Origin of the sequence: Vibrio profundi (genome assembly GCF_043642225.1) — a bacterium.
Taxonomy (GTDB): Bacteria; Pseudomonadota; Gammaproteobacteria; order Enterobacterales; family Vibrionaceae; genus Vibrio; species Vibrio profundi_A.
On the sequence record NZ_JBHZSF010000002.1, the window covers coordinates 637,804 to 661,509 of the forward strand.

General features: G+C 42.7%; 24 protein-coding genes and 2 pseudogenes. 13 read left to right on the forward strand and 13 right to left on the reverse strand.

What is annotated here, in order from left to right:
• The first annotated feature begins 192 nt into the window (after positions 1-192).
• Positions 193-1,590: a peptide MFS transporter gene (locus ACHUFI_RS06395; protein WP_394247502.1), complete on the forward strand. Its 1,398-nt coding sequence runs from the start codon at positions 193-195 to the stop codon at positions 1,588-1,590.
• A gap of 113 nt (positions 1,591-1,703) precedes the next feature.
• Here the strand turns inward: ACHUFI_RS06395 and hemH are convergent, their stop codons facing one another.
• The 3 genes from hemH to htpG form a co-directional block, all read right to left on the reverse strand.
• Positions 1,704-2,666: a ferrochelatase gene (gene hemH, locus ACHUFI_RS06400; RefSeq protein WP_394247503.1), complete on the reverse strand. Its 963-nt coding sequence runs from the start codon at positions 2,664-2,666 to the stop codon at positions 1,704-1,706.
• Between the two features lie 219 nt (positions 2,667-2,885).
• Positions 2,886-3,530 carry an adenylate kinase gene (gene adk, locus ACHUFI_RS06405; protein WP_394247504.1) on the reverse strand — a complete coding sequence of 215 codons (645 nt, stop codon included), beginning with the start codon at positions 3,528-3,530 and terminating at the stop codon, positions 2,886-2,888.
• A 343-nt stretch (positions 3,531-3,873) separates the two neighbouring features.
• Entirely contained in the window at positions 3,874-5,778 is a 1,905-nt protein-coding gene (gene htpG / locus ACHUFI_RS06410; protein ID WP_394247505.1) for a molecular chaperone HtpG, read from the reverse strand.
• A gap of 264 nt (positions 5,779-6,042) precedes the next feature.
• Between htpG and ACHUFI_RS06415 the strand changes: the two are divergent.
• The 5 genes and pseudogenes from ACHUFI_RS06415 to ACHUFI_RS06435 all read left to right on the forward strand — a co-directional run.
• A pseudogene (locus ACHUFI_RS06415) lies at positions 6,043-6,412 on the forward strand (winged helix-turn-helix domain-containing protein); the annotation flags it as partial.
• A 209-nt stretch (positions 6,413-6,621) separates the two neighbouring features.
• Positions 6,622-6,942, forward strand: a pseudogene (locus ACHUFI_RS06420) (transcriptional regulator); the annotation flags it as partial.
• Complete coding sequence (locus ACHUFI_RS06425) at positions 6,942-7,457, forward strand: regulatory protein ToxS (protein ID WP_394247506.1); 516 nt, start codon at positions 6,942-6,944, stop codon at positions 7,455-7,457. The pseudogene ACHUFI_RS06420 and the gene ACHUFI_RS06425, both read left to right, overlap by 1 nt.
• Positions 7,458-7,509: 52 nt before the next feature.
• Entirely contained in the window at positions 7,510-8,265 is a 756-nt protein-coding gene (locus ACHUFI_RS06430; RefSeq protein ID WP_394247507.1) for a sulfite exporter TauE/SafE family protein, read from the forward strand.
• A 12-nt stretch (positions 8,266-8,277) separates the two neighbouring features.
• A complete protein-coding gene (locus ACHUFI_RS06435) occupies positions 8,278-8,556 on the forward strand; it encodes an Rdx family protein (RefSeq protein ID WP_394247508.1) in 279 nt (92 codons plus the stop codon).
• A gap of 15 nt (positions 8,557-8,571) precedes the next feature.
• Here the strand turns inward: ACHUFI_RS06435 and yfcE are convergent, their stop codons facing one another.
• The 5 genes from yfcE to ACHUFI_RS06460 all read right to left on the reverse strand — a co-directional run bounded on the left by yfcE (position 8,572) and on the right by ACHUFI_RS06460 (position 11,472).
• The gene (gene yfcE / locus ACHUFI_RS06440; protein ID WP_394247509.1) at positions 8,572-9,117 is read right to left on the reverse strand and encodes a phosphodiesterase; all 546 of its coding nucleotides are present in this window, start codon (positions 9,115-9,117) and stop codon (positions 8,572-8,574) included.
• A 67-nt stretch (positions 9,118-9,184) separates the two neighbouring features.
• Positions 9,185-9,592 (reverse strand): CBS domain-containing protein, encoded by a 408-nt coding sequence (locus ACHUFI_RS06445; protein WP_394247510.1) that lies wholly within the window; start codon positions 9,590-9,592, stop codon positions 9,185-9,187.
• The gene (locus tag ACHUFI_RS06450) at positions 9,589-9,939 is read right to left on the reverse strand and encodes a P-II family nitrogen regulator (protein ID WP_394247511.1); all 351 of its coding nucleotides are present in this window, start codon (positions 9,937-9,939) and stop codon (positions 9,589-9,591) included. Before ACHUFI_RS06450 ends, ACHUFI_RS06445 begins: the two co-directional genes overlap by 4 nt.
• Positions 9,929-10,723, reverse strand: a complete 795-nt coding sequence (locus tag ACHUFI_RS06455) for a DUF1538 domain-containing protein (protein ID WP_394247512.1) — start codon at positions 10,721-10,723, stop codon at positions 9,929-9,931. Before ACHUFI_RS06455 ends, ACHUFI_RS06450 begins: the two co-directional genes overlap by 11 nt.
• Positions 10,720-11,472, reverse strand: a complete 753-nt coding sequence (locus tag ACHUFI_RS06460) for a DUF1538 family protein (protein WP_394247513.1) — start codon at positions 11,470-11,472, stop codon at positions 10,720-10,722. The genes ACHUFI_RS06455 and ACHUFI_RS06460 overlap by 4 nt, the downstream gene beginning before the upstream one ends.
• A gap of 246 nt (positions 11,473-11,718) precedes the next feature.
• On the opposite strand from ACHUFI_RS06460, the gene ACHUFI_RS06465 reads away from it, so the two are divergent.
• From ACHUFI_RS06465 to ACHUFI_RS06485, 5 genes are all read left to right on the forward strand, one after another.
• Positions 11,719-12,633 (forward strand): TIGR01777 family oxidoreductase, encoded by a 915-nt coding sequence (locus ACHUFI_RS06465; RefSeq protein WP_394247514.1) that lies wholly within the window; start codon positions 11,719-11,721, stop codon positions 12,631-12,633.
• A 46-nt stretch (positions 12,634-12,679) separates the two neighbouring features.
• Positions 12,680-13,507: an SDR family oxidoreductase gene (locus ACHUFI_RS06470; protein WP_394247515.1), complete on the forward strand. Its 828-nt coding sequence runs from the start codon at positions 12,680-12,682 to the stop codon at positions 13,505-13,507.
• 310 nt (positions 13,508-13,817) lie between these two features.
• Positions 13,818-14,672 carry a tetratricopeptide repeat protein gene (locus ACHUFI_RS06475; protein WP_394247516.1) on the forward strand — a complete coding sequence of 285 codons (855 nt, stop codon included), beginning with the start codon at positions 13,818-13,820 and terminating at the stop codon, positions 14,670-14,672.
• Between the two features lie 136 nt (positions 14,673-14,808).
• A complete protein-coding gene (locus ACHUFI_RS06480) occupies positions 14,809-15,738 on the forward strand; it encodes an SPFH domain-containing protein (RefSeq protein ID WP_394247517.1) in 930 nt (309 codons plus the stop codon).
• A 2-nt stretch (positions 15,739-15,740) separates the two neighbouring features.
• Complete coding sequence (locus ACHUFI_RS06485) at positions 15,741-16,196, forward strand: NfeD family protein (RefSeq protein ID WP_394247518.1); 456 nt, start codon at positions 15,741-15,743, stop codon at positions 16,194-16,196.
• A gap of 54 nt (positions 16,197-16,250) precedes the next feature.
• Here ACHUFI_RS06485 and cueR read toward each other — a convergent pair whose 3' ends face one another.
• Positions 16,251-16,661, reverse strand: coding sequence for a Cu(I)-responsive transcriptional regulator (cueR, locus tag ACHUFI_RS06490; RefSeq protein ID WP_394247519.1), 411 nt, complete (start codon positions 16,659-16,661; stop codon positions 16,251-16,253).
• A gap of 386 nt (positions 16,662-17,047) precedes the next feature.
• Here cueR and ACHUFI_RS06495 point away from each other — a divergent pair, with 386 nt between their 5' ends.
• A complete protein-coding gene (locus tag ACHUFI_RS06495; protein ID WP_394247520.1) occupies positions 17,048-17,230 on the forward strand; it encodes a hypothetical protein in 183 nt (60 codons plus the stop codon).
• Between the two features lie 105 nt (positions 17,231-17,335).
• On the opposite strand, the gene ACHUFI_RS06500 is transcribed toward ACHUFI_RS06495, so the two are convergent.
• The 4 genes from ACHUFI_RS06500 to zipA all read right to left on the reverse strand — a co-directional run bounded on the left by ACHUFI_RS06500 (position 17,336) and on the right by zipA (position 22,640).
• A complete protein-coding gene (locus ACHUFI_RS06500; RefSeq protein WP_394247521.1) occupies positions 17,336-17,986 on the reverse strand; it encodes a DUF2057 family protein in 651 nt (216 codons plus the stop codon).
• Between the two features lie 82 nt (positions 17,987-18,068).
• On the reverse strand, positions 18,069-19,091 hold the full coding sequence (locus ACHUFI_RS06505) for a porin (protein WP_394247522.1): 1,023 nt from the start codon (positions 19,089-19,091) through the stop codon (positions 18,069-18,071).
• Between the two features lie 512 nt (positions 19,092-19,603).
• Entirely contained in the window at positions 19,604-21,616 is a 2,013-nt protein-coding gene (gene ligA, locus ACHUFI_RS06510) for an NAD-dependent DNA ligase LigA (RefSeq protein ID WP_394247523.1), read from the reverse strand.
• 82 nt (positions 21,617-21,698) lie between these two features.
• Positions 21,699-22,640, reverse strand: coding sequence for a cell division protein ZipA (gene zipA / locus ACHUFI_RS06515; protein ID WP_394247524.1), 942 nt, complete (start codon positions 22,638-22,640; stop codon positions 21,699-21,701).
• 220 nt (positions 22,641-22,860) lie between these two features.
• On the opposite strand from zipA, the gene cysZ reads away from it, so the two are divergent.
• Positions 22,861-23,604 (forward strand): sulfate transporter CysZ, encoded by a 744-nt coding sequence (gene cysZ / locus ACHUFI_RS06520; RefSeq protein WP_394247525.1) that lies wholly within the window; start codon positions 22,861-22,863, stop codon positions 23,602-23,604.
• Positions 23,605-23,706 lie beyond the last annotated feature (102 nt).

The window sequence follows — 23,706 nt, forward strand, 5'->3', positions numbered from 1 at the left end:
CCGACGCAATTATGGAATCTAAGTTTGCACCACGGTAATTTCGAGCTACAAGATTGAATAAGATCATAATTATCAAACACTTGATGATTCGCACCTAAATCCATATAAAATTCTTTGTATTGCCACATTTAATACCGAGGTGTATACAGTATTTACTATAAAATTCTTTAATAAATAAGATTAGTAAAACTTATGCCAAACACACACAACATCTTCGGACACCCTCGAGGTCTGTTTCTGCTTTTCAGCACAGAGCTATGGGAACGTTTCTCCTACTACGCTATGCGTGCGATTCTTGTTTTATTCTTAACAGACACAACGATCAACGGTGGACTAGGCTGGTCAACAAAAGACGCGCTTGATCTTTATGGCATCTACACGGGCTTGGTTTACATTACACCATTGATCGGTGGTTGGATTGCCGACAACTACCTAGGACAACGTAAGTCGATTCTTATTGGTGGCGTGTTAATGGCACTTGGCCAGTTTACACTGGCTCTACCAAGTGGCTTCATGGGCTTAGATCAAGTGAGTGCACTTTACTTAGGTCTAGCGCTACTTATCAGTGGTAACGGCATGTTTAAGCCAAACATCTCGACCATGGTTGGTGACCTTTACCAAGAAGGTGATAACCGTCGTGATGGTGCGTTTACTATTTTCTACATGGGCATCAACTTAGGTGCCCTACTGGGCGGTCTTATCTCTGGTGCTGCGGTTGATTCGTATGGCTGGAAAGCGGGTTTCCTAGCGGCGGGTATCGGTATGGTTATTAGCTTAATCATGCAAATGACAATGGCTCAATCTTGGTTGGGCAATATCGGTTCTGTACCAGCCGCCGCTCGCGCAAAAGCTCTGAACAAATCGAAAGAGAAAGCACCACTAACCAAAGAAGAATTCGACAGACTAAAAGTTATTTTGATTATGGGTCTGTTCGTAATTGTGTTCTGGGCTGGCTTTGAGCAAGCGGGCGGTCTAATGAACATCTACACTCAGCAATACACTGACCGTATGGTTGGTGATTTCGAAGTTCCGGCTGCATGGTTCCAATCTCTAAACCCATTCTTCATCATTACACTTGCACCAATCATTGCTGGATTCTGGGTGAAGTTAGGTAAGCGTGAACCAAACTCGCCGGTAAAATTTGCGATGGCTCTGTTCTTCTTGGCGTTAGGTTTCGTGTGCATAATGGGGGCGGTGATGGAGCAAGGTGGTGACCTTACGGTTAAAACCTCTATGCTGTGGTTAGTCGGTGCATTCTTCTTCCATACACTTGGTGAGCTTTGCCTATCTCCTATAGGTCTATCGTTGGTGACTAAGCTGGCACCGCTACGTTTAGCATCATTGATGATGGGTGCATGGTTTGGTTTCAACGCGATTGCAAACTACGTAGCTGGCCTTGTCGGTTCTCATGTAGGTGAGCTAGGCGCGATGGCAATCTTCAGTGGCATTGCAATAACAGCAACAATCAGCGGCGTTTTATTGCTTCTTTGTGCTAGTAAGCTTGTGTCATGGATGCACGGCGTAGAGAGCAACATAACGCTAGAGTCTGAACCAAAAAAAGAGCGCACTGCAGAAACTTCTGTTGCTTAATAACTAATGCCACTTAATAACTAATATCGTTCAATGCCTAATAGACGCTAGAACAACACGTTTAAAAAAGGGCTGCTCAATGAGCAGCCCTTTTAGTATTTATTTAGCCGGTATTAACGGTGAATCTCTACCAGTTCAGCCATCATGTCGATATGCGAGTCTCTGTCGTTAAGACACATGATATAGCTAAACTCAGAACCACCAGCGTCAATGAAGGTTTCCTTGCACTGATCAGAAATCTCTTCCAGCGTTTCTAAACAGTCCACCGAGAAAGCTGGAGCCATGATATCGATCTTCTTGATCCCTTTGCTTGGCAATGATTCAAGCGTCTCATCTGTGTATGGCTTTAACCACTCCTCTCGACCAAATCGAGACTGGTAAGTCATAGTGATAGCGTCTGAAGATAAGCCGAGCTCTTCAGCTAGTAGTTTAGTTGTTGCTTCACAGTGCTGAGGGTAAATATCCCCTTCATCAGCCAGTCGCTTCGGAATACCGTGGAAAGAACACACTAAGTGATCCGCTCTGCCATTTTTCTCCCAATGACTGCGTACACTGTCAGCCAGTGCTTTGGTGTAACTAGGGTGTGCGTAGTAATCACGGATAAAGCGATAACTAGGAATAACAGGCATCTGCTTAAAGGCTTTGGTTAAACCATCCGACACCGCCGCGGTGGTAGTGCCTGAATACTGAGGATACAAAGGCAATACGATGATGTCCTCAACGCCCTGCTCCATCAGTTGCTCAACACCCGTTTTTAGACTTGGGTTGCCATAAGTCATTCCCAACGCAACTGGCATCTCCAATTTTTCCTGAAGCTTTTCAACTTGTCTTTGAGAGTATACAAGTAACGGAGATCCATCATCCATCCAAACGGATTGATACAGCTTAGCGACCTTTGGAGAGCGGATAGGCAAAATTACACCATGGAGGATTGGGCACCAAAGCCAACGAGTCAGGTTGACGACTCGCTTATCATGTAAAAATTCACTTAAAAAACGTCGAACAGCTGCGGGAGTTGCGGAATCGGGCGTACCGAGGTTCACCAGCAACACACCCTGCTTCTTATTATTTTGCATAGTACCTGAGACCATTGATGAAGTTTGGAAAGTCTTATACTTGACCCGTTGTCGTTGAGATCACCTTCTTTGATAACTTCCCCAAGTATGTGTGATTGGACTCTCAATCACTCCGACTCGGTAATGCTCCAGCTGATTTAGCCCAGGAAATTATCATAAAAAAAGCGACCTTAGCGGTCGCTTCCAATATATCAAATTATAAAACTGGCTGTTAGCCAATTATGCTAGTGCTTTCTCAAGTTCTGCACTAACTTCAGCAACTTGCTTAGTACCGTCAAATTTTAGGTACTTAGTGTTACCAGCTTCAGCTTCTTTACCGTAGTAAGCGATAAGTGGAGCAGTTTGCTCGTGGTAAACACCTAGACGAGCACGTACTGTTTCTTCTTTGTCGTCATCACGAACAACAAGTTCTTCACCAGTAACGTCGTCTTTACCTTCTTCTTTAGGCGGGTTGTACACTACGTGGTAAGTACGACCAGAAGGAAGATGAGCACGGCGACCAGCCATACGCTCAACGATCACATCGTCAGCTACGTCGAATTCAACAACGTAATCTACTGCAATACCCATTTCTTTTAAGCCATCAGCCTGTGGGATTGTGCGAGGGAAACCGTCTAGCAGGAAACCTTTTTCGCAGTCATCTTGAGCGATACGCTCTTTGATTAGACCAAGGATAATTTCATCAGAAACTAGTTGACCCGCATCGATTACTGATTTCGCTTGTTTACCAAGTTCAGTACCCGCTTTGATAGCAGCACGTAGCATGTCACCTGTTGAAATTTGAGGGATACCAAATTTACCCATGATGAAGTTAGCTTGAGTACCTTTACCCGCGCCAGGAGCACCTAGAAGAATGATGCGCATGTTGAATCCTCTTTTGAAATTATGATTTATACCGAAGCTCACTATCTGATAATTAATCAACGTTGATTATTAATTCAACATAATGACCACACGATAAGTTTCGGTATAACGTTTAAAGTTAATGTAGGTTTATTTTATTCGCGTGATTTTCACACATAAGCACTACATTTAGGTCGGGCATTCTATCACATTAATATTCATTTTGGCTGAATTTAAGACTAAAGAATATGATTGATACTCTTTAACTTCTGCTCAATACACTATTCAACGGAGATAGATGCCTGTTTACTGCATTTCATTAAAAAAGCTCGCAAATGCGAGCTTTTATCTACACAATTTATTCTTAGCCCTTAGTCAAAAGGTTGTTGATTGCACCTAAGAATTGCGAAGGGTCTTCCATCGAACCCTTCTCTGCAAGCATTGCTTGACCTAGTAATACTTCAACCCAACGACCGAAAGCTTCTTCATCGGCTTCATCTGCCATCTGTTTCACTAAAGCATGTTCTGGGTTGATTTCAAAGATGTACTTCACTTCTGGAGCAGCTTGACCAGCAGCCTCTAATAGCTTCGCCATCTGAGTTCCCATTTCAAAGTCGTCTGTGACAACTACCGCAGGAGTCGTAGCCAGCTTAAAGGTCGTACGAACTTCTTTCACACGGTCACCAAGATAAGCTTGAGTACGTTCAACAACAGACTTGAATTCTTCTTCGGTTTCTTTCTGCTTCTCTTTCTCTTCTTCACCTTCAAACTTGCTTAAATCCAAGCCAGCTTTAGTGATAGATTGGAACTGTTTGCCATCGAACTCTGTTAAGTAGTTCATCAAGAACTCATCGATGCGATCGAACATCAACACAACTTCAATACCCTTCGCTTTAAACTGCTCAAGGTGAGGGCTGTTTTTCGCAGCAGCGTAGCTGTCTGCTGTTAGGTAGTAAATCTTGTCTTGGCCTTCTTTCATACGCTCAACGTAAGAAGCTAAGCTAATAGTTTGATCCGAAGAATCCACATGAGTCGAAGCAAAACGAAGTAGACCAGCAATTTTATCTTTATTTGCCATGTCTTCAGCTGGACCTTCTTTCATTACAAGGCCGAACTCTTTCCAGAACTCTTGGTACTTCTCTTCATCGTTCTTCGCAAGACGCTCAAGCATCGTCAGCACACGCTTAGTACACGCACCACGCAACGATTGCGTTACTTTATTATCTTGTAAGATTTCACGAGATACGTTCAAAGGCAGGTCATTAGAATCAATTAAGCCACGTACGAAACGCATGTAAGATGGCATGAATTGTTCAGCATCGTCCATGATGAATACACGCTGTACGTATAACTTCAAGCCACTCTTATGGTCACGGTTCATCATGTCCCAAGGTGCTTTCGCTGGGATGTATAGCAGGCTTGTGTAGTCGTTCTTGCCTTCAACTTTGTTGTGGCTCCAAGTTAATGGGTCAGCAAAGTCATGAGATACGTGCTTGTAGAACTCTTGATATTCTTCTTTTTCAATATCAGATTTATTACGAGTCCAAAGCGCTTGAGCTTTATTAATTTGCTCCCACTTCTTATCTTCTGTTTCTTTACCTTCTTCGTCTTTAACAGCCGTCAAAATAGAAACTGGAATACCGATATGATCAGAATACTTACCAATCACTTCACGAAGGCGGTACTCATTTAAAAACTCTTTACCTTCTTCACGCATATGAAGAACAATGTCTGTGCCTCGAGACTCTTTGGTGATGTCTTCAATCGTGTATTCACCTTCACCAGCAGAATGCCACTGAACCGCTTGATCAGAAGATGAACCAGCAGCGCGAGTACGCACTGTCACAGCGTCTGCGACAATAAATGCTGAATAGAAACCAACACCAAACTGGCCAATCAATTGTGAATCTTTAGATTGGTCTTCAGAAAGCTTAGAGAAAAAGTCTGCAGTACCAGATTTTGCGATAGTGCCTAGGTGTTCAATCACATCCTCACGGCTCATGCCTATGCCGTTATCTGAGATAGTTAGCGTGTTAGCTTCTACATTAAAAGAAAGCTTAACTCCTAGATCTGCGTCTCCCTGGTATAGCTCGGCATCAGATAGCGCTTGAAAGCGCAATTTATCAGATGCATCTGATGCATTCGAAATCAGCTCACGTAAGAAAATCTCTTTATTTGAGTACAGTGAGTGAATCATTAAATGAAGTAACTGTTTTACTTCAGATTGAAAGCCACGAGTTTCTTTATTGTGCGTTGCTGTCTCGCTCATTTTTACTCCAAAACATCTCTAATTTTAAACAATTGAAGAACTAACCTTTCAACTGTTGGTCTTGATATGTTCATTAACATGAGGATGACAATTGTAAATTCAAGGTCAAAAATCATAAAAACACTGTTTTTTTGATTTGTTTTGATTATGCTTACATCTCAAATTATAAAAGAACATAAAATAGCTTTGAGTAACGCCTGTTTGTAGCGGTTTTACTTTTGAAGGTATATCGAACTCGACCATTTCAATATATAGAAGAATTCAATGAGCAATATAGGCACCAAGTTTATACTCGCGCAAAGGTTTATCTTTGACCCAAATAGTAACTCGTTGGTTGATCAGACCAATGATAGTGAAGTCGTTCGTCTAGGAAGTAATGAAAGTCGCATTTTACTTATGCTTTCAGAGCGCCCTAATGAAGTCATAACTCGTAATGAGCTTCATGAATACGTTTGGCGTGACCAAGGGTTCGAAGTGGATGACTCTAGCCTAACTCAAGCCGTTTCTACACTACGTAAAATGCTAAAAGACTCTACTAAGTCACCTGAGTTCGTTAAAACTGTGCCAAAACGCGGATACCAGTTTATTGCAAGCGTCGAACGCTCGGTGCCACTTTCATCTAGCGAACAGCCATTCGATCTTTCTGAGCTAGAAACCTCAATTTCCCCTCAAGAAAGCAAAGATTCATTGCCAGAAGAATCTCCTTCTGGTGAGTCGCCAATTCAAGAACCTGCTCAGTCAACTACAGAGCAACCTGTAGCGCATGAACCAGCGACGAATGAATCACCATCAGCGCAAGATAAATGGATTCCTCGTCTAATCATTTTGGCTGCCGTTTTATTACCTTTAATGGTGTTGGCGTTTACCAACCCTGCCGAGTCAAAATTCCGTACATTATCTGAAGTCGATGATGTTCAAATCCTATCCCCTATCAGTCACCCGAGTTTGGACTCTTGGTTAGGATCGATTGAGAAGTGTGTCGCTCAGTACAACGAAGATCACCCTAACGATCGCAAACCAATTCACGTAATTGCAACGGGTGGTCAAAGTAATCAAGTGGTTCTGAACTACATCCACAACCAAGAACACGCCAGTGAAAACGTGACATTGCGAATTTTCACTGAACAATCGGATCTGAGCGCAATCTGTAAAGGTGACAACTAATGAAAATGAAACCTTCACTTATTATTCTATTAGCCTCTGCTCTATTTAGTTCTTGGCTATATTGGGGAAGTGACGCGAAAGTGGAACAGTTGCTCACTTCACAGGAGTGGCAATCTAAAATGGTGAGTTTGATTAATAATCACAGCCAAGAAGAATCAATCGGGCCATTAACCAAAGTAGAACTCACTGCAAACGCAAAATACCTGCCTAATGGCACCTATATTCGTATGTCCGTCGTTCGTTTATTCAGCAACGAGCCGAATAGCCAGAATGTCATTAATATTTCAGAGACAGGCCAATGGGACATCAATGATAACTACTTATTGATTTCTCCAACTGAATTTAAAGACGTAACGTCAACACAAAGTAAAGACTTCACCGAAGAGCAGCTAAACCTTATCACTCAAGTGATCAAAATGGATGCAGAGCAAAGCCGTAGGATTGACATCGTTAATCCAAAAACCTTGCTTCTGACTAGCTTAAATCATGGCTCTACAGTACTCTTCTCAAACTAGCTTCTAACGGTTTGGTTACGTTAGGGGGCACGGTGCCCCCTATTTTAATGTTATGGATTTCGTCAGCTCTCTTACTCTTTTCTTTGGTTCGCTCATCGCGAATACTTTAGCTTCCCTATCAGGAGGAGGCGCAGGTTTACTTCAGTTCCCATTACTTATCTTTCTTGGGCTTCCATTTTCTATTGCTTTAGCAACCCATAAAGTTGCCAGTGTAGCCCTTGGGTTGGGTGCCGCCTACTCTCATATAAAGCAAGGGAAACTCAACTATAGAACCTGTCTCTATTTAATCTTCACCGGCAGTGTCGGTGTGGTTATTGGGGCAAATGTCGTTTTACTCATTCCGGATGAAATCGCTCAAAAACTATTGGGTTCGATGATCCTAGCACTTGGTGTTTACTCCCGTTTCAAAAAAGGTTTAGGACAACAAGAAATCCCAATCCACCGTACATTCAGCGGGTGGCTAACAGGTGGTCTTGGGCTCGCCTTCATTGGTATCATTAACGGCTCGCTAACCGCAGGTTCTGGCCTACTAGTCACAATTTTCTTGGTGCGCTGGTTTGGGTACAGTTATAAACAAGCTGTTGCGATGACGATGATATGCGTAGGGCTATTTTGGAATGGCATCGGGGGGATTGCGATGGTGCAAGCTGGTGCGCCAATTCACTGGGTGTGGTTGCCTATATTATTACTGAGTTCATTTCTAGGTGGCAGTTTAGGAGCCATACTCGCCAATCGTTCCAGCAATAAAGTCATCAAAATAGCGTTCGAGATCCTAACGTTCGCTGTGGGTTTAAAATTACTGCTTTAGAGGGAATATTTAATGATAAAAGCAAACATCCAAATTCATTACTGCCGCCAGTGTAACTGGATGCTTCGTGCAAGTTGGTTAAGCCAAGAGCTGTTACACACATTTAGTGAAGAAATTGAAAGCCTTAGCCTACACCCTGATACAGGTGGACGATTCGAGATCTTTTGTAATGGCGTGCAGTTATGGGAGCGTAAAAAGGACGAAGGTTTCCCAGAGGCGAAAGAGCTCAAAAAACGCGTCCGTGATGTCATTGCCCCAGATCGCGACCTAGGGCATGTCGATTCTAAATAAGCAAATTAAGTTACTTTATAGTTCGCCGCTAAGAATTTCATTTCCAGATAAACTGATCACTTTAAATATACCGTTTTCATAGAGACCATAACTTGGTTCAAAGCCATTTCTTGGGAACGTGATAGAACCAGGATTAAAGATAAAGTGTTCTTGTTGATATTCAGCCGTTGGAATGTGTGTATGCCCGTGCGCAATCACATCCCCCGCTTTGAGAGTGGGTTTTTTATCTGCGTGGTACAGGTGACCATGAGTCAGGAAGATGCGCTTGTTGTTATTTAACAGCACCCAAGAATATGCACTCATCATTGGGAAAGAGAGTAGCATCTGATCGACTTCGCTATCACAATTTCCCCTAACCGCAATGATATCGTGAGCAAACTCATTCAATAGCTTTGCAACCTTCGGCGGATTGTAGCCTTCAGGAATTGGGTTTCTCGGGCCGTGATTCAATGCATCCCCTAGCAATATTAAATGCTGGGCCCCAGATTGCTTAAATAGCTCTAAGACTTTTTCCGTCGCAGGAAGAGAGCCATGTAAGTCAGAAGCGAAAAAGAGTTTCAAGTCGTACATCTCCGTAGAATGCTTTTTCGGCTATTGTACGTAATCCAGAGCGGTGCGTCATCAAGACTTATTCGTCATCAATTGCCATACCATTCACGACAATATTATTGTAACTGACCATTCCTATGACTTGCCCATCTTCAATCACAGGTGCGCGACTTATCCCAAAGCGTTCAAACAAACGAGCACAATATTTCACGTTCATTTCAGGGTCGACCGATAAAGCAGGTTTAGTCATGATTTCATAAATATTGGTTCGACGAGAAGAACGATTTTTAGCCAATACCTTTTTCGCAATATCGTTCATTAATACGATTCCGTATTCATCGTCGTCGTGTCGTTTATTCACAATCAGGGCTTTTACACTGTGCTTTCGCGCTAACTCAATCCCTTCATGAACCGTAGTTAACCCATCAATAATAACGTAAGTATTTGCCATTACATCACGAATTCGTCTTTTCTCATGCTTATTCATAATTCTTCCTCAACCACTTTAGTTAGGGTTTCCACTTGATGAGCTACCCCTACCGCATCTTCGATATCAATTTGAACAGCGATACCCTGCCCAGACTCCTGATCGAACTCCCCAACCTCACTTATCGTTTCAAGAATGTGCCTTGCAAGGTGCTCTTCGACCACAAACAGAAGCACGTCTTTTTGTACCTCTAGCGTCAGCCCGAAAAAGGTACGTTTTTGGTTAAGCCCTTGGCCGCGAGCGTTATTGATGACTGTCGCCCCTGTCGCGCCAGCACTTCGTGCGGCGTCTAGTACTACGTCAGTCTTGCTGTCTTCTACAAACGCCAAAATTAGTTTAAAGCGCATCACTACTCTCCTTCGTGGCATGTTCACCATTAAGCCACCGCGTTATTTGTGCGTAAGCCATCACCGAAATGATCGGAAAAAGGCTTGCGAATGCAATTAATCCAAAACCATCAATGACGGGGTTTCTACCCGGCACCGTTGACGCCAGCCCTAACCCCAAAGCCGTAACTAATGGCACCGTGACGGTAGAAGTGGTTACTCCACCAGAATCATACGCCAACGGAACAATGAGCTTAGGCGCGTAGAATGTCTGGATCACAACCACTATGTACCCTGCGATGATGTAATAATGGATGGGGTCGCCAGCAACGATTCGATAGCTCCCTAATGAAATACCAATCGCCACTCCTAAAGCCACAGCAATTCTTAGACCATTTACACTGATACTGCCACCAGATACCTGACTTGCTTTGATCGCAACAGCGATCAACGAAGGCTCTGCGATAGTCGTACTAAAGCCGATGAAGAATGCGAATAAATAAACCCAATAGTAATCAAACCACTCAAGTTTATTGCCGATACTTATTTTGAATTCTTGAAGAAAGTCCGGAGCTGTCAACTGCTGAGCCATGGTTTCACCTAAAGGAAACAGCGCCAGTTCCAAACCAAGCAAAAAGAGTGATAAGCCTAAGATTACGTAGAAAAAGCCGAGGAGTACCGTTGCCAGATTAGTGATTGGTTTACGTAAAATGGCAATTTGAAAACCGAAAATGATTGCAGCGATAGGAATTACATCACTTATCGTGCTCAAAAAGGTCTCGAAGAATTGAGCAACGCTAATCATGTCACCACCATCCCATATACCATGACGAACATCATGGGTAGTAATGACGCAAATGCAATAAGCCCAAAGCCATCAATCATGGGGTTTCTTCCTTTAATCGACGAGGCTAAACCCACCCCAAGCGCTGTCACCAATGGTACAGTGATGGTCGAAGTCGTTACGCCCCCCGAGTCGTAAGCAATCCCAATAATGTTTTCCGGGGCAAACCCTGTAAGAACAACTACTCCTATGTAGCCACCGATAATCATGTAATGAATAGGCCACCCTTTTAGTATCCTCAGAACCCCCAACAAAATCGCAACACCGACAGAGAGCGCAACCGTGAGTCTTAGCCCATCGGCATAGCCTTCCATTTCATCTTCGTTATGCGGAATGACTCCCCCTTCTGCAGCCACCTCCGCCGCCTCGGCCGCAACCGCAGTAAGTGCTGGTTCAGCGATAGTCGTGCCAAAGCCTAAACAAAATGCGAACACTAGCAGCCAGAACACGCTTCCTTTCCGAGCGAAAGCTTGAGCCATTGATTCACCGATAGGAAACAGCCCCATTTCTAGACCAAAGATAAAAAATGTCAGCCCCAACACCACCAATACTAAGCCAAACAGTATGGACAATAGGTGTGGTAAAGGCTCTTGCAGTACCACCAGCTGAAAGAAAGCTATAACCAGCACGATAGGCAAAAGGTCTCGTAAGCTTCCTAGCATAGCTTTAAATAAGGCAATTAACGCAGATACTCCATTACTCGGTGACATTCGGCTCCTTGATATTTAAAGGGGAATCATTACCCACACAATCATCATGGCAAATGGAAGTTAATTTCGGTGTGACGGAGGTTAAGTGCTGAATAACATACGAGAGCTTTTTTCAAAAGTGTGATGAATCTAGGTCTAAAATGTTTAATTTCCCATATAGACAGTCATATGGATGCGACAATTACTTTTTTATAATTCACTCAATCGGTTAACCATGACTATAATGAAATCACTTGGGGGGAAAATATGAAAATATTACTGACAGGCGGTACCGGATTTATTGGTTCCGAATTAATAAAAAGCTTTAAGACATCGCATGTCACTTTGCTCACGCGATCTCCTTCCCACGCAGAGCAAACCCTTTCTCATGTTGACCATGGCCATATTCGTTATATCCAATCTCTCGATGAGCTGAGTGACCTAAATCAGTTCAATGCTGTCATTAACCTAGCGGGAGAGCCGATTGCAGACAAACGCTGGTCTGAAAGCCAGAAACAAATCATTTGCCAAAGTCGCTGGAGAATTACGGAAAAGTTAGTATCGTTAATTCACGCTAGTACAGAGCCCCCTGAGGTTTTTATTAGCGGGTCTGCCGTTGGTTACTATGGTGACCAACAAGAGCATCCTTTTGATGAAAGCTTACATGTCTATCACATGAGCTTCCCTCATCAAGTATGTTCACATTGGGAACAAATCGCCAAACGCGCACAATCCGACCGAACACGAGTTATCTTGTTGAGAACCGGCATTGTGCTGGGGCATCAAGGAGGTGCAATGAAAAAAATGCTACTTCCTTATAAACTCGGCCTAGGTGGACCAATTGGTTCAGGAAAACAATACATGCCTTGGATTCACATGTTGGATATGATTCGAGCGATCAACTACTTGCTTGATACTCCCCATGCTCAAGGAGAGTTTAATTTATGTGCTCCCCACCCAGTGCCAAATAAAGAATTCAGCCGTACGTTGGCCAAAACACTTAGACGTCCACACATATTCTTCACACCCAAGTGGATAATGAAGTTGCTTATGGGCGAGTCGTCTTGTCTACTTTTCGACAGCATTCGCTCTAAACCTAAAAAGCTCACCGAAATGGGGTTCATATTCAGTTACTCTAGAATTGAGCCAGCCCTAAAAAACCTCTTACAACACAAAGACTAATTCTTTATGCTTATTGGAATCTATCTTTCATCATCTAGGTTCAAATATGTCGACTTCAATCTTGATTACAGGTTGTTCTAGCGGAATTGGTTACACTTGTGCGCATGCTCTCCATAAACAGGGGTTTACCGTCATTGCTTCTTGCCGCTCTCAAGTAGATGTCATGCGATTACAATCAGAGGGGTTAACCTGTATTCATCTCGATGTCACAGATAACGATAGTATTCACCTAGCTGTACAAAAAGCCATTGAGCTAACTGGAGGTCACCTAGATGCCGTATTTAACAACGGTGCGTACGGTCAGCCAGGCGCATTAGAAGATCTTCCCACTAGCGCACTTCGGGAACAATTCGAAACCAACTTTTTTGGATGGCATGAGTTAACCCAACAGCTCATTCCTCATTTCAGGAAAAATGGAAAAGGCCGAATCATCCAAAATAGTTCAGTATTAGGTTTCGCGGCGATGAAATATCGTGGTGCTTACAATGCGTCGAAATTCGCCTTAGAAGGTTGGACTGACACCCTAAGGCTAGAACTCCACAATTCGAATATCCATGTATCTCTTATTCAACCAGGCCCCATTGAAACACGTTTTAGAACCAATGCACTGAAAGCCTTCCAACGCTGGATAGATATAGAAAATAGCCCTCACTCAGAACAATATCGCCTACAGATAGCACGGTTATCGAAAGATGAGTCAAACAACCAATTTGTGCTGCCAGCAGAAAGCTGCATTCAACCACTACTGCACGCTTTAACTGCAGAAAAACCTAAGCTTCGCTATCGTGTAACCACACCGACTAAGGTGTTCGCGGTACTGAAAAGGTTGCTGCCTAGCCGATGGTTGGACCCAATTTTGCGTAAGGCCGCATAAAATTGAGTGCAACAATGTAATTATTCCGTAACATTGTTCTGTCATGATTCCTACCATAGTTTGATATTTACAAAATTATCATTGTCTAAAAGGATGAATCATTGACATTAACGCGAATAAACTTGGTCAGTGTTGGGGTTGTTCTCGCTCTGCTTTTACTATTTTGATTGGCTTTACTGAAATACAATCACCGAAGTTAATACAACGCTACGTTTCTTTAGATCCGTAGCGTTTTTGTTTACAGGGCTTGAAGTTACTTTCCTATCCCCCCATATTTCTTGTATATCTTATGAATTAGCAAGGAAACTCAATGCAATCGCCTTATATTGTTGAGCTAAACGAACAAAACTTCCGCCAGGTACTTGAAGGGTCAATGCAAACCCCTGTTCTCATTCACTTCTGGGCTTCAATGAGCCAAGAAAGTGTTGAAATTGTTCCTCAACTACAGAGCCTTGCCCAACAATACAATGGAGCTTTCACATTAGCACTGCTCAATTGTGAACAAGAACAAGCGATAGCCAGTCAGTTTGGGGTTCAAGCTCTTCCAACAATCGCATTATTTGTGAATGGCCAGCCCGTTGATGGATTAGGTGGACCGCAAAGTATTGAAGCCATCAGCACAATGCTATCGAAACACCTTCCTAGCCAAGACGAACTTGCTTTACAACAAGCCTTAGAACAAATGCAAAAAGGTGAATACCCACAAGCATTAGAAGCCTTCCAGCAACTGCCTGATGAACTAAAACTAAAAGGGGAAGTAAAGCTTGCGATAGCAGAGTGTCTGTTGGAAAATCAACAGTTTGACCTTGCAGATGCTCAGCTGCAAACTATCCCGCTAGAATATCAAGATAACTATTACAAAACCCTTGTCGCAAAGCTAGAGTTGCATAAGCAGGCTGCAGACAGTCCGGAAATTCAAGCACTTGAAGCCAATCTTAAATCCGACCCTAGCAATGCCCAAGTTGCCGCTGAGCTTGGACTGCAATACCACCAGGTGAATCGTGATGAAGAAGCACTAGAGCTACTTTGGAGCTATTTAGTCAAAGACTTAAATACCTTAGATGGTGATATAAAAAAGTCATTCATGGACATTTTAAGTGCCTTAGGCCAAGGTAATGCAATTGCCGCAAAATACCGAAGACAACTTTACTCTTTACTATACTGATTTCAAAAGGCCGATGTATCGGCCTTTTTTGTATCGAATATCAAATCAATTTCTCATTTATAAACTTGCTGCAGAAATACGTTTCAGTCATTATAAATCAATCAGTTATAAAACATACCCACAATAAGGATTCACTATGGCTATTGATGTACTCATTACAATTGGCGGTTTTATCTTGGTGGCAGTTATTTTTATTTTTGCCGGCGTAAAAACCGTTCCTCAAGGTAATAACTGGACTGTCGAACGTTTTGGACGTTACACACACACCCTAAAACCAGGCTTAAACTTAATTATCCCTTTTATCGACGGGGTTGGTCAGAAGATCAATATGATGGAGCGCGTATTGGATATTCCCGCTCAAGAAGTCATATCCAAAGACAATGCCAATGTTGTCATTGACGCGGTTTGTTTTGTACAGGTCATTGACGCCCCTAAAGCAGCGTATGAAGTTAACGACCTAGAGCATGCAATTAGAAACTTAACACTCACAAATATCCGAACCGTACTTGGTTCAATGGAACTCGATGAGATGTTAAGCCAACGAGATATGATCAATACCAAACTTCTCACTATTGTTGATGAAGCAACAAACCCTTGGGGCGTTAAAGTCACTCGAATTGAAATAAAAGATGTGCAGCCACCCGCTGATCTTACCGCTGCAATGAATGCGCAAATGAAAGCTGAACGTAATAAACGTGCGGATATTTTGGAGGCTGAGGGTGTTAGGCAAGCGGAAATCTTAAAGGCTGAAGGCCATAAGCAGTCTGAAATCCTTAAAGCTGAAGGGGAAAAGCAAGCCGCAATCTTGCAAGCAGAAGCTCGTGAACGCGCGGCAGAAGCCGAAGCAAAAGCGACCGAAATGGTATCCACTGCAATTGCCCAAGGTGACATGCAGGCGGTAAATTACTTCATTGCTCAAGGCTATACCGATGCATTGAAATCAATTGGCCAAGCAGAAAATGGAAAAGTGATCATGTTACCACTTGAAGCTACCGGCTTGATGGGCTCGATTGCTGGCGTAGCTGAAATGTTTAATCAATCTAAAAGTAATGATCAGAAGGGGTAGCCATGATTGAGTTACTTGAACAGGTCAACCTTTGGCATTGGATCGCTTTTGGCTTACTGTTACTCGCTGCCGAGTTACTTGGTACCGCCGGATATTTTTTATGGCTAGGCCTTTCAGCAATCCTTGTCGGAATGCTCCTCGCCACAATTCCAATTAGCTGGCAGCTACAGTGGGTATCTTTTGGTAGTTTTTCACTGATCACTACATGGCTTTGGTGGAGAAGGCAACTTTCATCAGACACACTTTCAGATGAGCGACGTCAGCTAAACCAAAGAGAGAAACAACTAATAGGAAAAACGACCAGGCTTGAGCAAGCCGTGCAAAAAGGAAGCTGTCGAATCCGTTTAGGCGACACTACTTGGTCTGCTGTTGCCGACCAAGATATCGCAACAGGAACAGAGGTAATCGTAACCGCTGTAGACGGCATAATTCTGACAATTCAACCCACTGACCAATAGCTTAACCAATTCACTTAGGCCCACGATTCGTGGGCTTACTGTTTGCTTTCTAGCTTATTGTTTATCTTCAATGTTTTGCTCTTCAATCAAAGAGTCAATAATCGGGCAATCACTGCTCGAATCTCCGGGGCATTTTTCTACCCACTCTTCGAGGGTGGATTTGATAGACATTAAGTCGGCGATTTTCTTGTTCACTTCATCTAACTTCTTTTGAGCCTTTGCTTTTACCGCTGCACTCTCTCGACATGGGTTATCTGCTAATTCAACTAGGGCTCGGCACTCATCTAACGAAAACCCCGCTCTCCTTGCCCGTGCAACAACACTCAACTCTTTCAGTTGCTTAGGCCCATAAATACGGTAGCCATTTACCGAACGAAGAGGCGAAGAAATCACCCCTTTGTCTTCGTACAGGCGAATTGACTTTGCCGATAGCTGAGTCAATTCTACTACTTCACTGATGTTCATAAGCCCTTTCTTAGTTGACATTTTTGTTTCAGCTAACATAAGACTTCACATAATTTTCGTCAAACGAAAATGGCAAAGAGTCATTTAAAGAGAAAGAAACCTCACTGCTATTTAATTCAAATTTCGAATTATTAAAGTAAGTCTAATTTCATTGACTTATTAATTTAGTGAGGAAAAATAAGCACGCTAAACTGCCCCTACACCGTGCCAAAAACGCTACATCTCTTCATCAAACCTCTACAAAATCACAAAAAAACAAAACTTAATAATTCAATAAAATCAAGAGTAAGTGGAAATAAATTTGACGTAAATTACCCATTATCTACAATATTGATAACTGACTCGCAAACATTGGAGCAGGATTAATAACTTTAGAGGAGACAATCATGAAAAGTTTTGTAATTTTTGCCGCTAGCGTTCTATTTTCATTTCAAGCAAGCGCCTCTGTTAATACTAACTCAGTAGGAGGTACCCAACTCGGCCCACTGGTTAACTGCGAGCTCCCAAATGGCGATACAAAATATATTCCGACAGAGATGTGCCGTTTAAATAAAGGTAAGTCTCACTAAACGTTGGCGTCATAAGCCCAGAATACTAAAGGCAAGCCACATAGCTTGCCCTTTAGTATTTTGAAGACTACAACTTAATTCGAGCAGTCTATTAGCGACGGAAACTTATTGAACAACAGCCCAAGTTAAAAACGCTTTTCTCTGCGATTCAGACAAATCGCTGTAAGCATCTTTGACATTCTGAACTGCATCGGTATCTCCAAGTGAAAACTCAACCGTCTTCGCTTTTGTAGGAGAAGCCGCTGTAGCTTCCGCCTTAGCTGTTGCGGAATCCGCGTAATTAAAAGAATACTTGTGATCACTATTATAAGCCACAAGCTCATCTTCATAGTCACGAATCAAACCTTTACCACGAGCCAAGTAACCTAAATGTGTGTCGATAGATTGACCACTGCTATCTAAGAGTTTAACTTTTGGTCGCTTGTCATAGTCGCCGACTTGAGAGATCGAGTCAAATTGTTTCCCAGAGCGGACCGTGATACTTTCGTCTTCAGCCTCGAACGTAACGACCATCGGTTCTGAATTAAACTTAACATACTTTCCTCCCTCGCGTATCAGTTTAGAAATACGAACAACCACTTGGTTTGGCCCATTATTAAGTTGAGTATTTTCTAGCTGAGTAGCTAAATTACTGACCTCCTCTCCATTAACGAGCAAAGCTTGAATACCTTGTTCAAAATAGACATCGACCGCAGAAAAAGCACTAAATGATGTCATCATGGTTATTGCAAGAATAGATTGTTTAAATAATTTCATTATTTAGTCCTTTTAGTGAAAATGCGAGCACCACAATTGGTGCTCGCAAAGGCAGAATTAATTGTTACTTCATGAGCTAGAATTAGAAGTAGTATTCAGCACCAATTAGGATATTTGTGCCATCACTGCTATCATCTGAGCCATCAAAGTCGTAATTACGAACATCCATGTATAGGTAAGTACTTGGTAGTAGATAACCTAGACGACCTGTGATTGCTTGGTCATTAGTATCAGTTGTGCCATCTGCATCATCTGTAGACGCATAGCCTACTTTCACTAGGAACTTGTCTGTGAACATGTATTGACCAGTCGCAGAGATAGCATTTTGACCGTTACCATCGTAATCCATCATTTTGTATGCCGCAGACAGCGTTAGTTTATCTAAATAAACATTACCACCGAAGATAGCATAAGAATGCTCTTTAAATGCACCCGCAGCAGCTTGATCTGCAGATTCCCCACGGCTGTAATAACCAGCATGAAGACCAAACTTATCTTGTGTGTAGTAACCCGCTACAGAAGTGATCATTTCTGAAGTTGATTTTTCCATGCCAGAGAATGTCGCATTAAACTTAAACGAACCCATCGCTGCAGATTCTAAGCGGATCATGTTGTCAGCACGATCTTGGAAAGGTGCACCTAAATCGTTGTTCCAATCGAATACGTTACCTAGACCTGGGTTAGAGTGAGGCCAATCAACAATGTCATACGCAGCGTGCGTCATACGGCCGATTTTCACATTACCTGCATCAAAACCTAAACCTAAGAACGTATCACGTCCACCAAGAAATCCGTAATGTGAGTTCCACGGGTCAGTGCCACTTGCACTATGATCAGCCCAACCAGATTCAATCTGCCATAGTAGGTCTGGACCAAAGTTTTCATAGACGTGCTTACCTTTGAAGCCAATCTTTGACTCAATACCAGCACCATTTGTTGTTTCAGCACCCGATGCGCCTGGTACACTCGTGATGTTGTAGACTGCTGCTGTACCGTAGATTTCAAAATTCTCGCCAGCTAGTTGAACTGCTGCATTTGCTGAACCTGTCATTGCTGCTGTAGCGATAGTTGCACCTAAGAGAGTGCGTTTGAACATATTTTCCATGGAAAAACTCCTAAAAATGGATATAGCTGTTTTTATATTTCTCGCCTTAAGTTGGCCGCCGAAGAGAGAAATATTCTTCCTGATTTGAGAACTTGTTTAGTCGCTAATTAAATTCTCTATTTCTTTTCCTGCATACACCTCGTGCATCCATGATTCAAAGACTAACTTTGCCAAAAAAAATATCAACACGAACTTAATTCTCTTCTAAAAAAATATGAGCAAGTACAAACTTTTATCAAGTTAGTGATCAAGATCTTCAATATATAGAACGACAACCCAATTAGAAGGCATTTTACTTAAAAAACAATAACTTATACAAACCACCATCTAAATTCACATTGATATGCGTCGCATTTAATTATCTATTTTTATCAAGATAAAGTAATGTAGACTTTGATCACGTAACTATATCGGGAGTTATTATAGGTGTTATTTATTAGAGAAAATTTACTATTTAGCAAACAAAAAAGGCGCTACATAATACGTAGCGCCTTTTTATTTCAGCGGTTTATTTATTTCAACATATCAAGTAAGTCTTGCTCGGTTCTAATTTCTATTCCTAGATCCTGAGCTTTTACCAACTTAGAACCGGCGGCTTCACCTGCAAACAAAATATCCGTTTTCTTCGATACGCTCCCTGTCACTTTTGCTCCTAAAGCTTGTAATGCAGCTTTAGCTTCAGAGCGACCTAATTGAGACAAAGACCCCGTAAGCACAACGGTTTTGCCTTCTAACGGTAACTCAACGCCTTCTTCTGGCTCCGAAATATCAGGCCAACAAACGCCTAAATTTATTAACTGTTCCACTACATCTCTATTTTTTTCTTGAGAGAAGAACGAAACAATATGATTTGCGACGATGTCTCCGATATCTGAAACCTCAACAAGTGACTCATGACTCGCCGCCATCACACACTCTAACGATTTGTAGTGATTCGCTAAGTTCATTGCTGTCGCTTCACCGACTTCACGAACGCCCAGAGAATAAATAAACCTAGGTAGTGTGGTTTCTTTCGCATTCTTAAGAGCATTAACCACATTCTGAGCAGACTTAGGCCCCATTCGGTCTAGAACAGTAATAACACCTGCGCTCAGCTTAAATAAATCGGCTGGCGTTTCGACCATTTCACGATCAACAAGCTGCTCGATTACCTTTTCGCCTAGTCCATCAACGTCTAATGCTTTACGTGAAACGAAATGTTTTAGTGCCTCTTTTCGTTGGGCTTGGCATACTAACCCCCCCGAACAACGCGCTACCGCTTCACCTTCCACGCGCTCTACCGCAGAGTTACATACAGGGCATGCATCAGGAAAAACGATGTCTTTCGCTGTCTCAGGGCGACGCTCTTGTACAACAGCGACAATCTGTGGAATCACGTCGCCTGCACGGCGGATAATGACGCTATCGCCAACCTTCACACCTAAACGAGCAATCTCGTCTGCGTTATGCAGCGTGGCATTACTCACTGTCACACCGCCAACAAAGATAGGCTCAAGTTTCGCTACCGGCGTAATCGCGCCCGTTCGGCCAACTTGAAACTCAACATCATTTAATAACGTGATTTCTTCTTGGGCCGGGAACTTATAAGCAATCGCCCAGCGAGGCGCGCGTGCAACAAACCCTAGAACTTCCTGCGCAGCTATATCATCAATCTTGATCACAACACCGTCTATCTCATAAGCCAGTGCGTCACGACGATTCATAATATCTTGGTAATAAGCTTTTACTTCTTCAAGAGAGCCTAGCTGTTTAGTCTCTGGGCACATTGGAAGTCCCCAAGCTTTCAGCTGTAGAAAGCGCTGATAATGGCTACCAGAAAGTTCACCCCCTTGTACAACGCCAACGCTGTAAGCGTAAAAAGCCAATGGACGTTTTGCAGTGATGCGCGAGTCAAGTTGACGCAAGCTTCCTGCTGCTGCATTTCGTGGGTTTACAAAGACTTTTTCGCCTTTTTTCAACGCCACCTCATTCAACTTCTCGAAACCGGCTTTTGGCATAAACACCTCGCCTCGAACCTCAATCCGTTCTGGCCAGCCCTCACCTTGTAATTTCAAAGGAATCGCGCTGATGGTGCGTACGTTTTCTGTAATATTTTCGCCAGTTGCGCCATCTCCACGTGTAGCCGCTTGAACTAGAATGCCGTTCTCATAAAGCAAGCTTACGGCCAAACCGTCCAATTTCGGTTCACAACAAAATACATCTAGGCTTGCCGTTGGCGCTCGCTCGCGCATCCGTTTATGAAACGCATCCAAGTCACCGTCATCGAATGCATTATCTAAAGACAACATTGGGATTTCGTGTGCCACTTGCGTGAACCCTTCCAATGGCGCCCCACCCACTCTTTGACTTGGTGAGTCGATAGTAACAAGTTCAGGGTGTTGATCTTCAATGTTAAGCAGTCTTTGCATTAATCGGTCATATTCAGCATCTGGAATTTCAGGTGCATCTTCGACGTAATAACGGACAGCGTGATAATGAAGCGTTTCTTTGAGTTGGTCTAAGGTAGCTTGGATTGATTCGGTCATATATATCTACTCATATCAGCAACAAAAAAGGCTCCATAAGGAGCCTTTGAGGCGGTATTTTGATTCTGTTGATTATAACTTATTAAGCGCTTTGAGCTTCTTTAAAATCTCGGATTTGTTTTCGATAATCGGACAAACGATTCGGTGTCATTAGGTTACGGGCTTCATCAAGGACATTACCGCCCATGTCATCCGCAATTTTTTGAGCGGTTTGAAGCATCACATTAAAGTTTTGCTCGGCATCACCATAACAAGGCAATGTCATGAAAAACGAAATTCCTTTGGTAGAGAAATCAGCGGGGTCTTCATGCTCAAGCGTACCTGGTTGCATCATATTAGCAACACTAAAAATAACTTTTGGCGATGACGCAGATTCAGCATAGCAATGGAAAATCGACATTTCACCATAGCTCAGGCCGTTATTTTCCATGCTACGAAACAGGCTTGTGCCGATAAAAGGAGCATCTCCAGCACAATGAACATTAAGTACAATGACTTCTAACTCATCTGACTGTTCTGCCTCTGCCGCCGGCTTTTCTTCTACCGGTAATGCTGTAGATTCCACGAGTGTATCTTGCACTGACATCTCTGGTTCTTCGATCACCTCTGGTTCAGAGTAAACTTGAGGTTCGATCGGCTCTTCCGCTTCATTTAGGACGACAGGTTCATCAACCTGAGGTGCAGAGAATGATGGAATATCTGCCTCAATAGCTTGATTATGATGACTTTCAAACTCTTGAGCAACATCAGGGGTTGAGTCGATAAGGGGGTCAGCAATTGGGGTCTCGACTGAAAAATCAGGCTCTTTACGTTCTTTGCGAATAATTTCAAAATCATCCTCAGGAGCAAATGAGCGCGGTGGTAGATCATCCGATTCTTCTCTTTCATCTGAATCTAGTTTCCCGAGAGGCTTATCTCCAAACTTGGCCTTACCTTCTTTTTTACTCGTCCATAAACCATGAAACAATAAAGCGGCGATCGCTAACGCGCCAACAATAATGAGTACAAATCGCAATTCCTGCATTCTACGCTCTCAGCTTCTTAGCTGGCTTGATAAAATCTCTTACACAAGCGTAACTAAGGTGGGTTAATTCGGCTAATTCATCTACTCTACCAAATCTACATACTGTTTTAGAACAACTTAATGCAAGAACTTCAGCAGATGATGTGATTTTCGCCACGCTTTTTTTCTTGAAACACTTCAGTACAATAGAAGTGTCTGCAATTTAACCGAATAAGTGATTATGACTTTAGTATCTAAAAACCGAACCGGCTTTGGCTATTTCTTCTACGGCTTAGAAATCGCGATGTCACCTCAAATACGTCGATTTGTCCTACTTCCTTTACTCGCCAATATTCTATTAGTCGGTGGTGCTCTGTTTTACTTGTTCTCCAATCTAAACTTATGGATTGAAAGCTTAATCGGACAAATGCCAGAATTTCTATCTTGGCTAAGCTACGTTCTCTGGCCTTTATTAGTGTTAACCATACTCGCCACTTTTTCTTACTTCTTCAGTACGCTTGCCAATTTTATCGCTGCCCCATTCAATGGACTGTTAGCAGAAAAAGTTGAAGAGCAACTCACAGGAAAGAAAGTAAATGATGACGGAATGTTAGATGTACTGAAAGACACTCCTAGAATTCTGGCTAGAGAATGGAGAAAGCTCGTTTATCTTCTACCAAAAGCTATTGGTCTATTCTTGCTCTTACTTATTCCAGCACTCGGGCAAACCGTCGCGCCATTTTTATGGTTCATTTTTACCGCTTGGATGCTGGCAATCCAATACTCAGATTATGCGTTCGACAATCACAAGATCAGTTTCAACGATATGAGAAACAATTTGAAACAAAAACAAGGCAAAGCATATGGCTTTGGTTCATGTGTCGCTTTCTTTACGACCATCCCACTTCTTAACTTATTTATAATGCCTGTCGCGGTATGCGGCGCTACTGCAATGTGGGTGTCAGAGTTTAAACACAAAGTCTAAACTTGCATCATGCTTCCCAGAGCCACTCTTTCTGGGAAGCATCCTATCTATATAGCCCTCAGCTTAATAAGATATAACTTTTTAATCCTTTTACCTTTTTTT

Bases quoted from the DNA above. Each gene is read 5' to 3' on its own strand.
- ACHUFI_RS06435 (WP_394247508.1), top strand. From the start codon at position 8,278: ATGATAAAAGCAAACATCCAAATTCATTACTGCCGCCAGTGTAACTGG.
- zipA (WP_394247524.1), bottom strand. From the start codon at position 22,640: ATGCAGGAATTGCGATTTGTACTCATTATTGTTGGCGCGTTAGCGATC.
- ACHUFI_RS06395 (WP_394247502.1), top strand. From the start codon at position 193: ATGCCAAACACACACAACATCTTCGGACACCCTCGAGGTCTGTTTCTG.
- ligA (WP_394247523.1), bottom strand. From the start codon at position 21,616: ATGACCGAATCAATCCAAGCTACCTTAGACCAACTCAAAGAAACGCTT.
- ACHUFI_RS06455 (WP_394247512.1), bottom strand. From the start codon at position 10,723: ATGATTAGCGTTGCTCAATTCTTCGAGACCTTTTTGAGCACGATAAGT.
- ACHUFI_RS06505 (WP_394247522.1), bottom strand. From the start codon at position 19,091: ATGGAAAATATGTTCAAACGCACTCTCTTAGGTGCAACTATCGCTACA.
- ACHUFI_RS06445 (WP_394247510.1), bottom strand. From the start codon at position 9,592: ATGAATAAGCATGAGAAAAGACGAATTCGTGATGTAATGGCAAATACT.
- ACHUFI_RS06450 (WP_394247511.1), bottom strand. From the start codon at position 9,939: ATGCGCTTTAAACTAATTTTGGCGTTTGTAGAAGACAGCAAGACTGAC.
- ACHUFI_RS06470 (WP_394247515.1), top strand. From the start codon at position 12,680: ATGTCGACTTCAATCTTGATTACAGGTTGTTCTAGCGGAATTGGTTAC.
- ACHUFI_RS06480 (WP_394247517.1), top strand. From the start codon at position 14,809: ATGGCTATTGATGTACTCATTACAATTGGCGGTTTTATCTTGGTGGCA.
- cysZ (WP_394247525.1), top strand. From the start codon at position 22,861: ATGACTTTAGTATCTAAAAACCGAACCGGCTTTGGCTATTTCTTCTAC.
- ACHUFI_RS06465 (WP_394247514.1), top strand. From the start codon at position 11,719: ATGAAAATATTACTGACAGGCGGTACCGGATTTATTGGTTCCGAATTA.
- ACHUFI_RS06500 (WP_394247521.1), bottom strand. From the start codon at position 17,986: ATGAAATTATTTAAACAATCTATTCTTGCAATAACCATGATGACATCA.
- hemH (WP_394247503.1), bottom strand. From the start codon at position 2,666: ATGCAAAATAATAAGAAGCAGGGTGTGTTGCTGGTGAACCTCGGTACG.
- ACHUFI_RS06430 (WP_394247507.1), top strand. From the start codon at position 7,510: ATGGATTTCGTCAGCTCTCTTACTCTTTTCTTTGGTTCGCTCATCGCG.
- ACHUFI_RS06495 (WP_394247520.1), top strand. From the start codon at position 17,048: ATGAAAAGTTTTGTAATTTTTGCCGCTAGCGTTCTATTTTCATTTCAA.
- ACHUFI_RS06460 (WP_394247513.1), bottom strand. From the start codon at position 11,472: ATGTCACCGAGTAATGGAGTATCTGCGTTAATTGCCTTATTTAAAGCT.
- htpG (WP_394247505.1), bottom strand. From the start codon at position 5,778: ATGAGCGAGACAGCAACGCACAATAAAGAAACTCGTGGCTTTCAATCT.
- adk (WP_394247504.1), bottom strand. From the start codon at position 3,530: ATGCGCATCATTCTTCTAGGTGCTCCTGGCGCGGGTAAAGGTACTCAA.
- ACHUFI_RS06475 (WP_394247516.1), top strand. From the start codon at position 13,818: ATGCAATCGCCTTATATTGTTGAGCTAAACGAACAAAACTTCCGCCAG.
- cueR (WP_394247519.1), bottom strand. From the start codon at position 16,661: ATGAACATCAGTGAAGTAGTAGAATTGACTCAGCTATCGGCAAAGTCA.
- ACHUFI_RS06485 (WP_394247518.1), top strand. From the start codon at position 15,741: ATGATTGAGTTACTTGAACAGGTCAACCTTTGGCATTGGATCGCTTTT.
- ACHUFI_RS06425 (WP_394247506.1), top strand. From the start codon at position 6,942: ATGAAAATGAAACCTTCACTTATTATTCTATTAGCCTCTGCTCTATTT.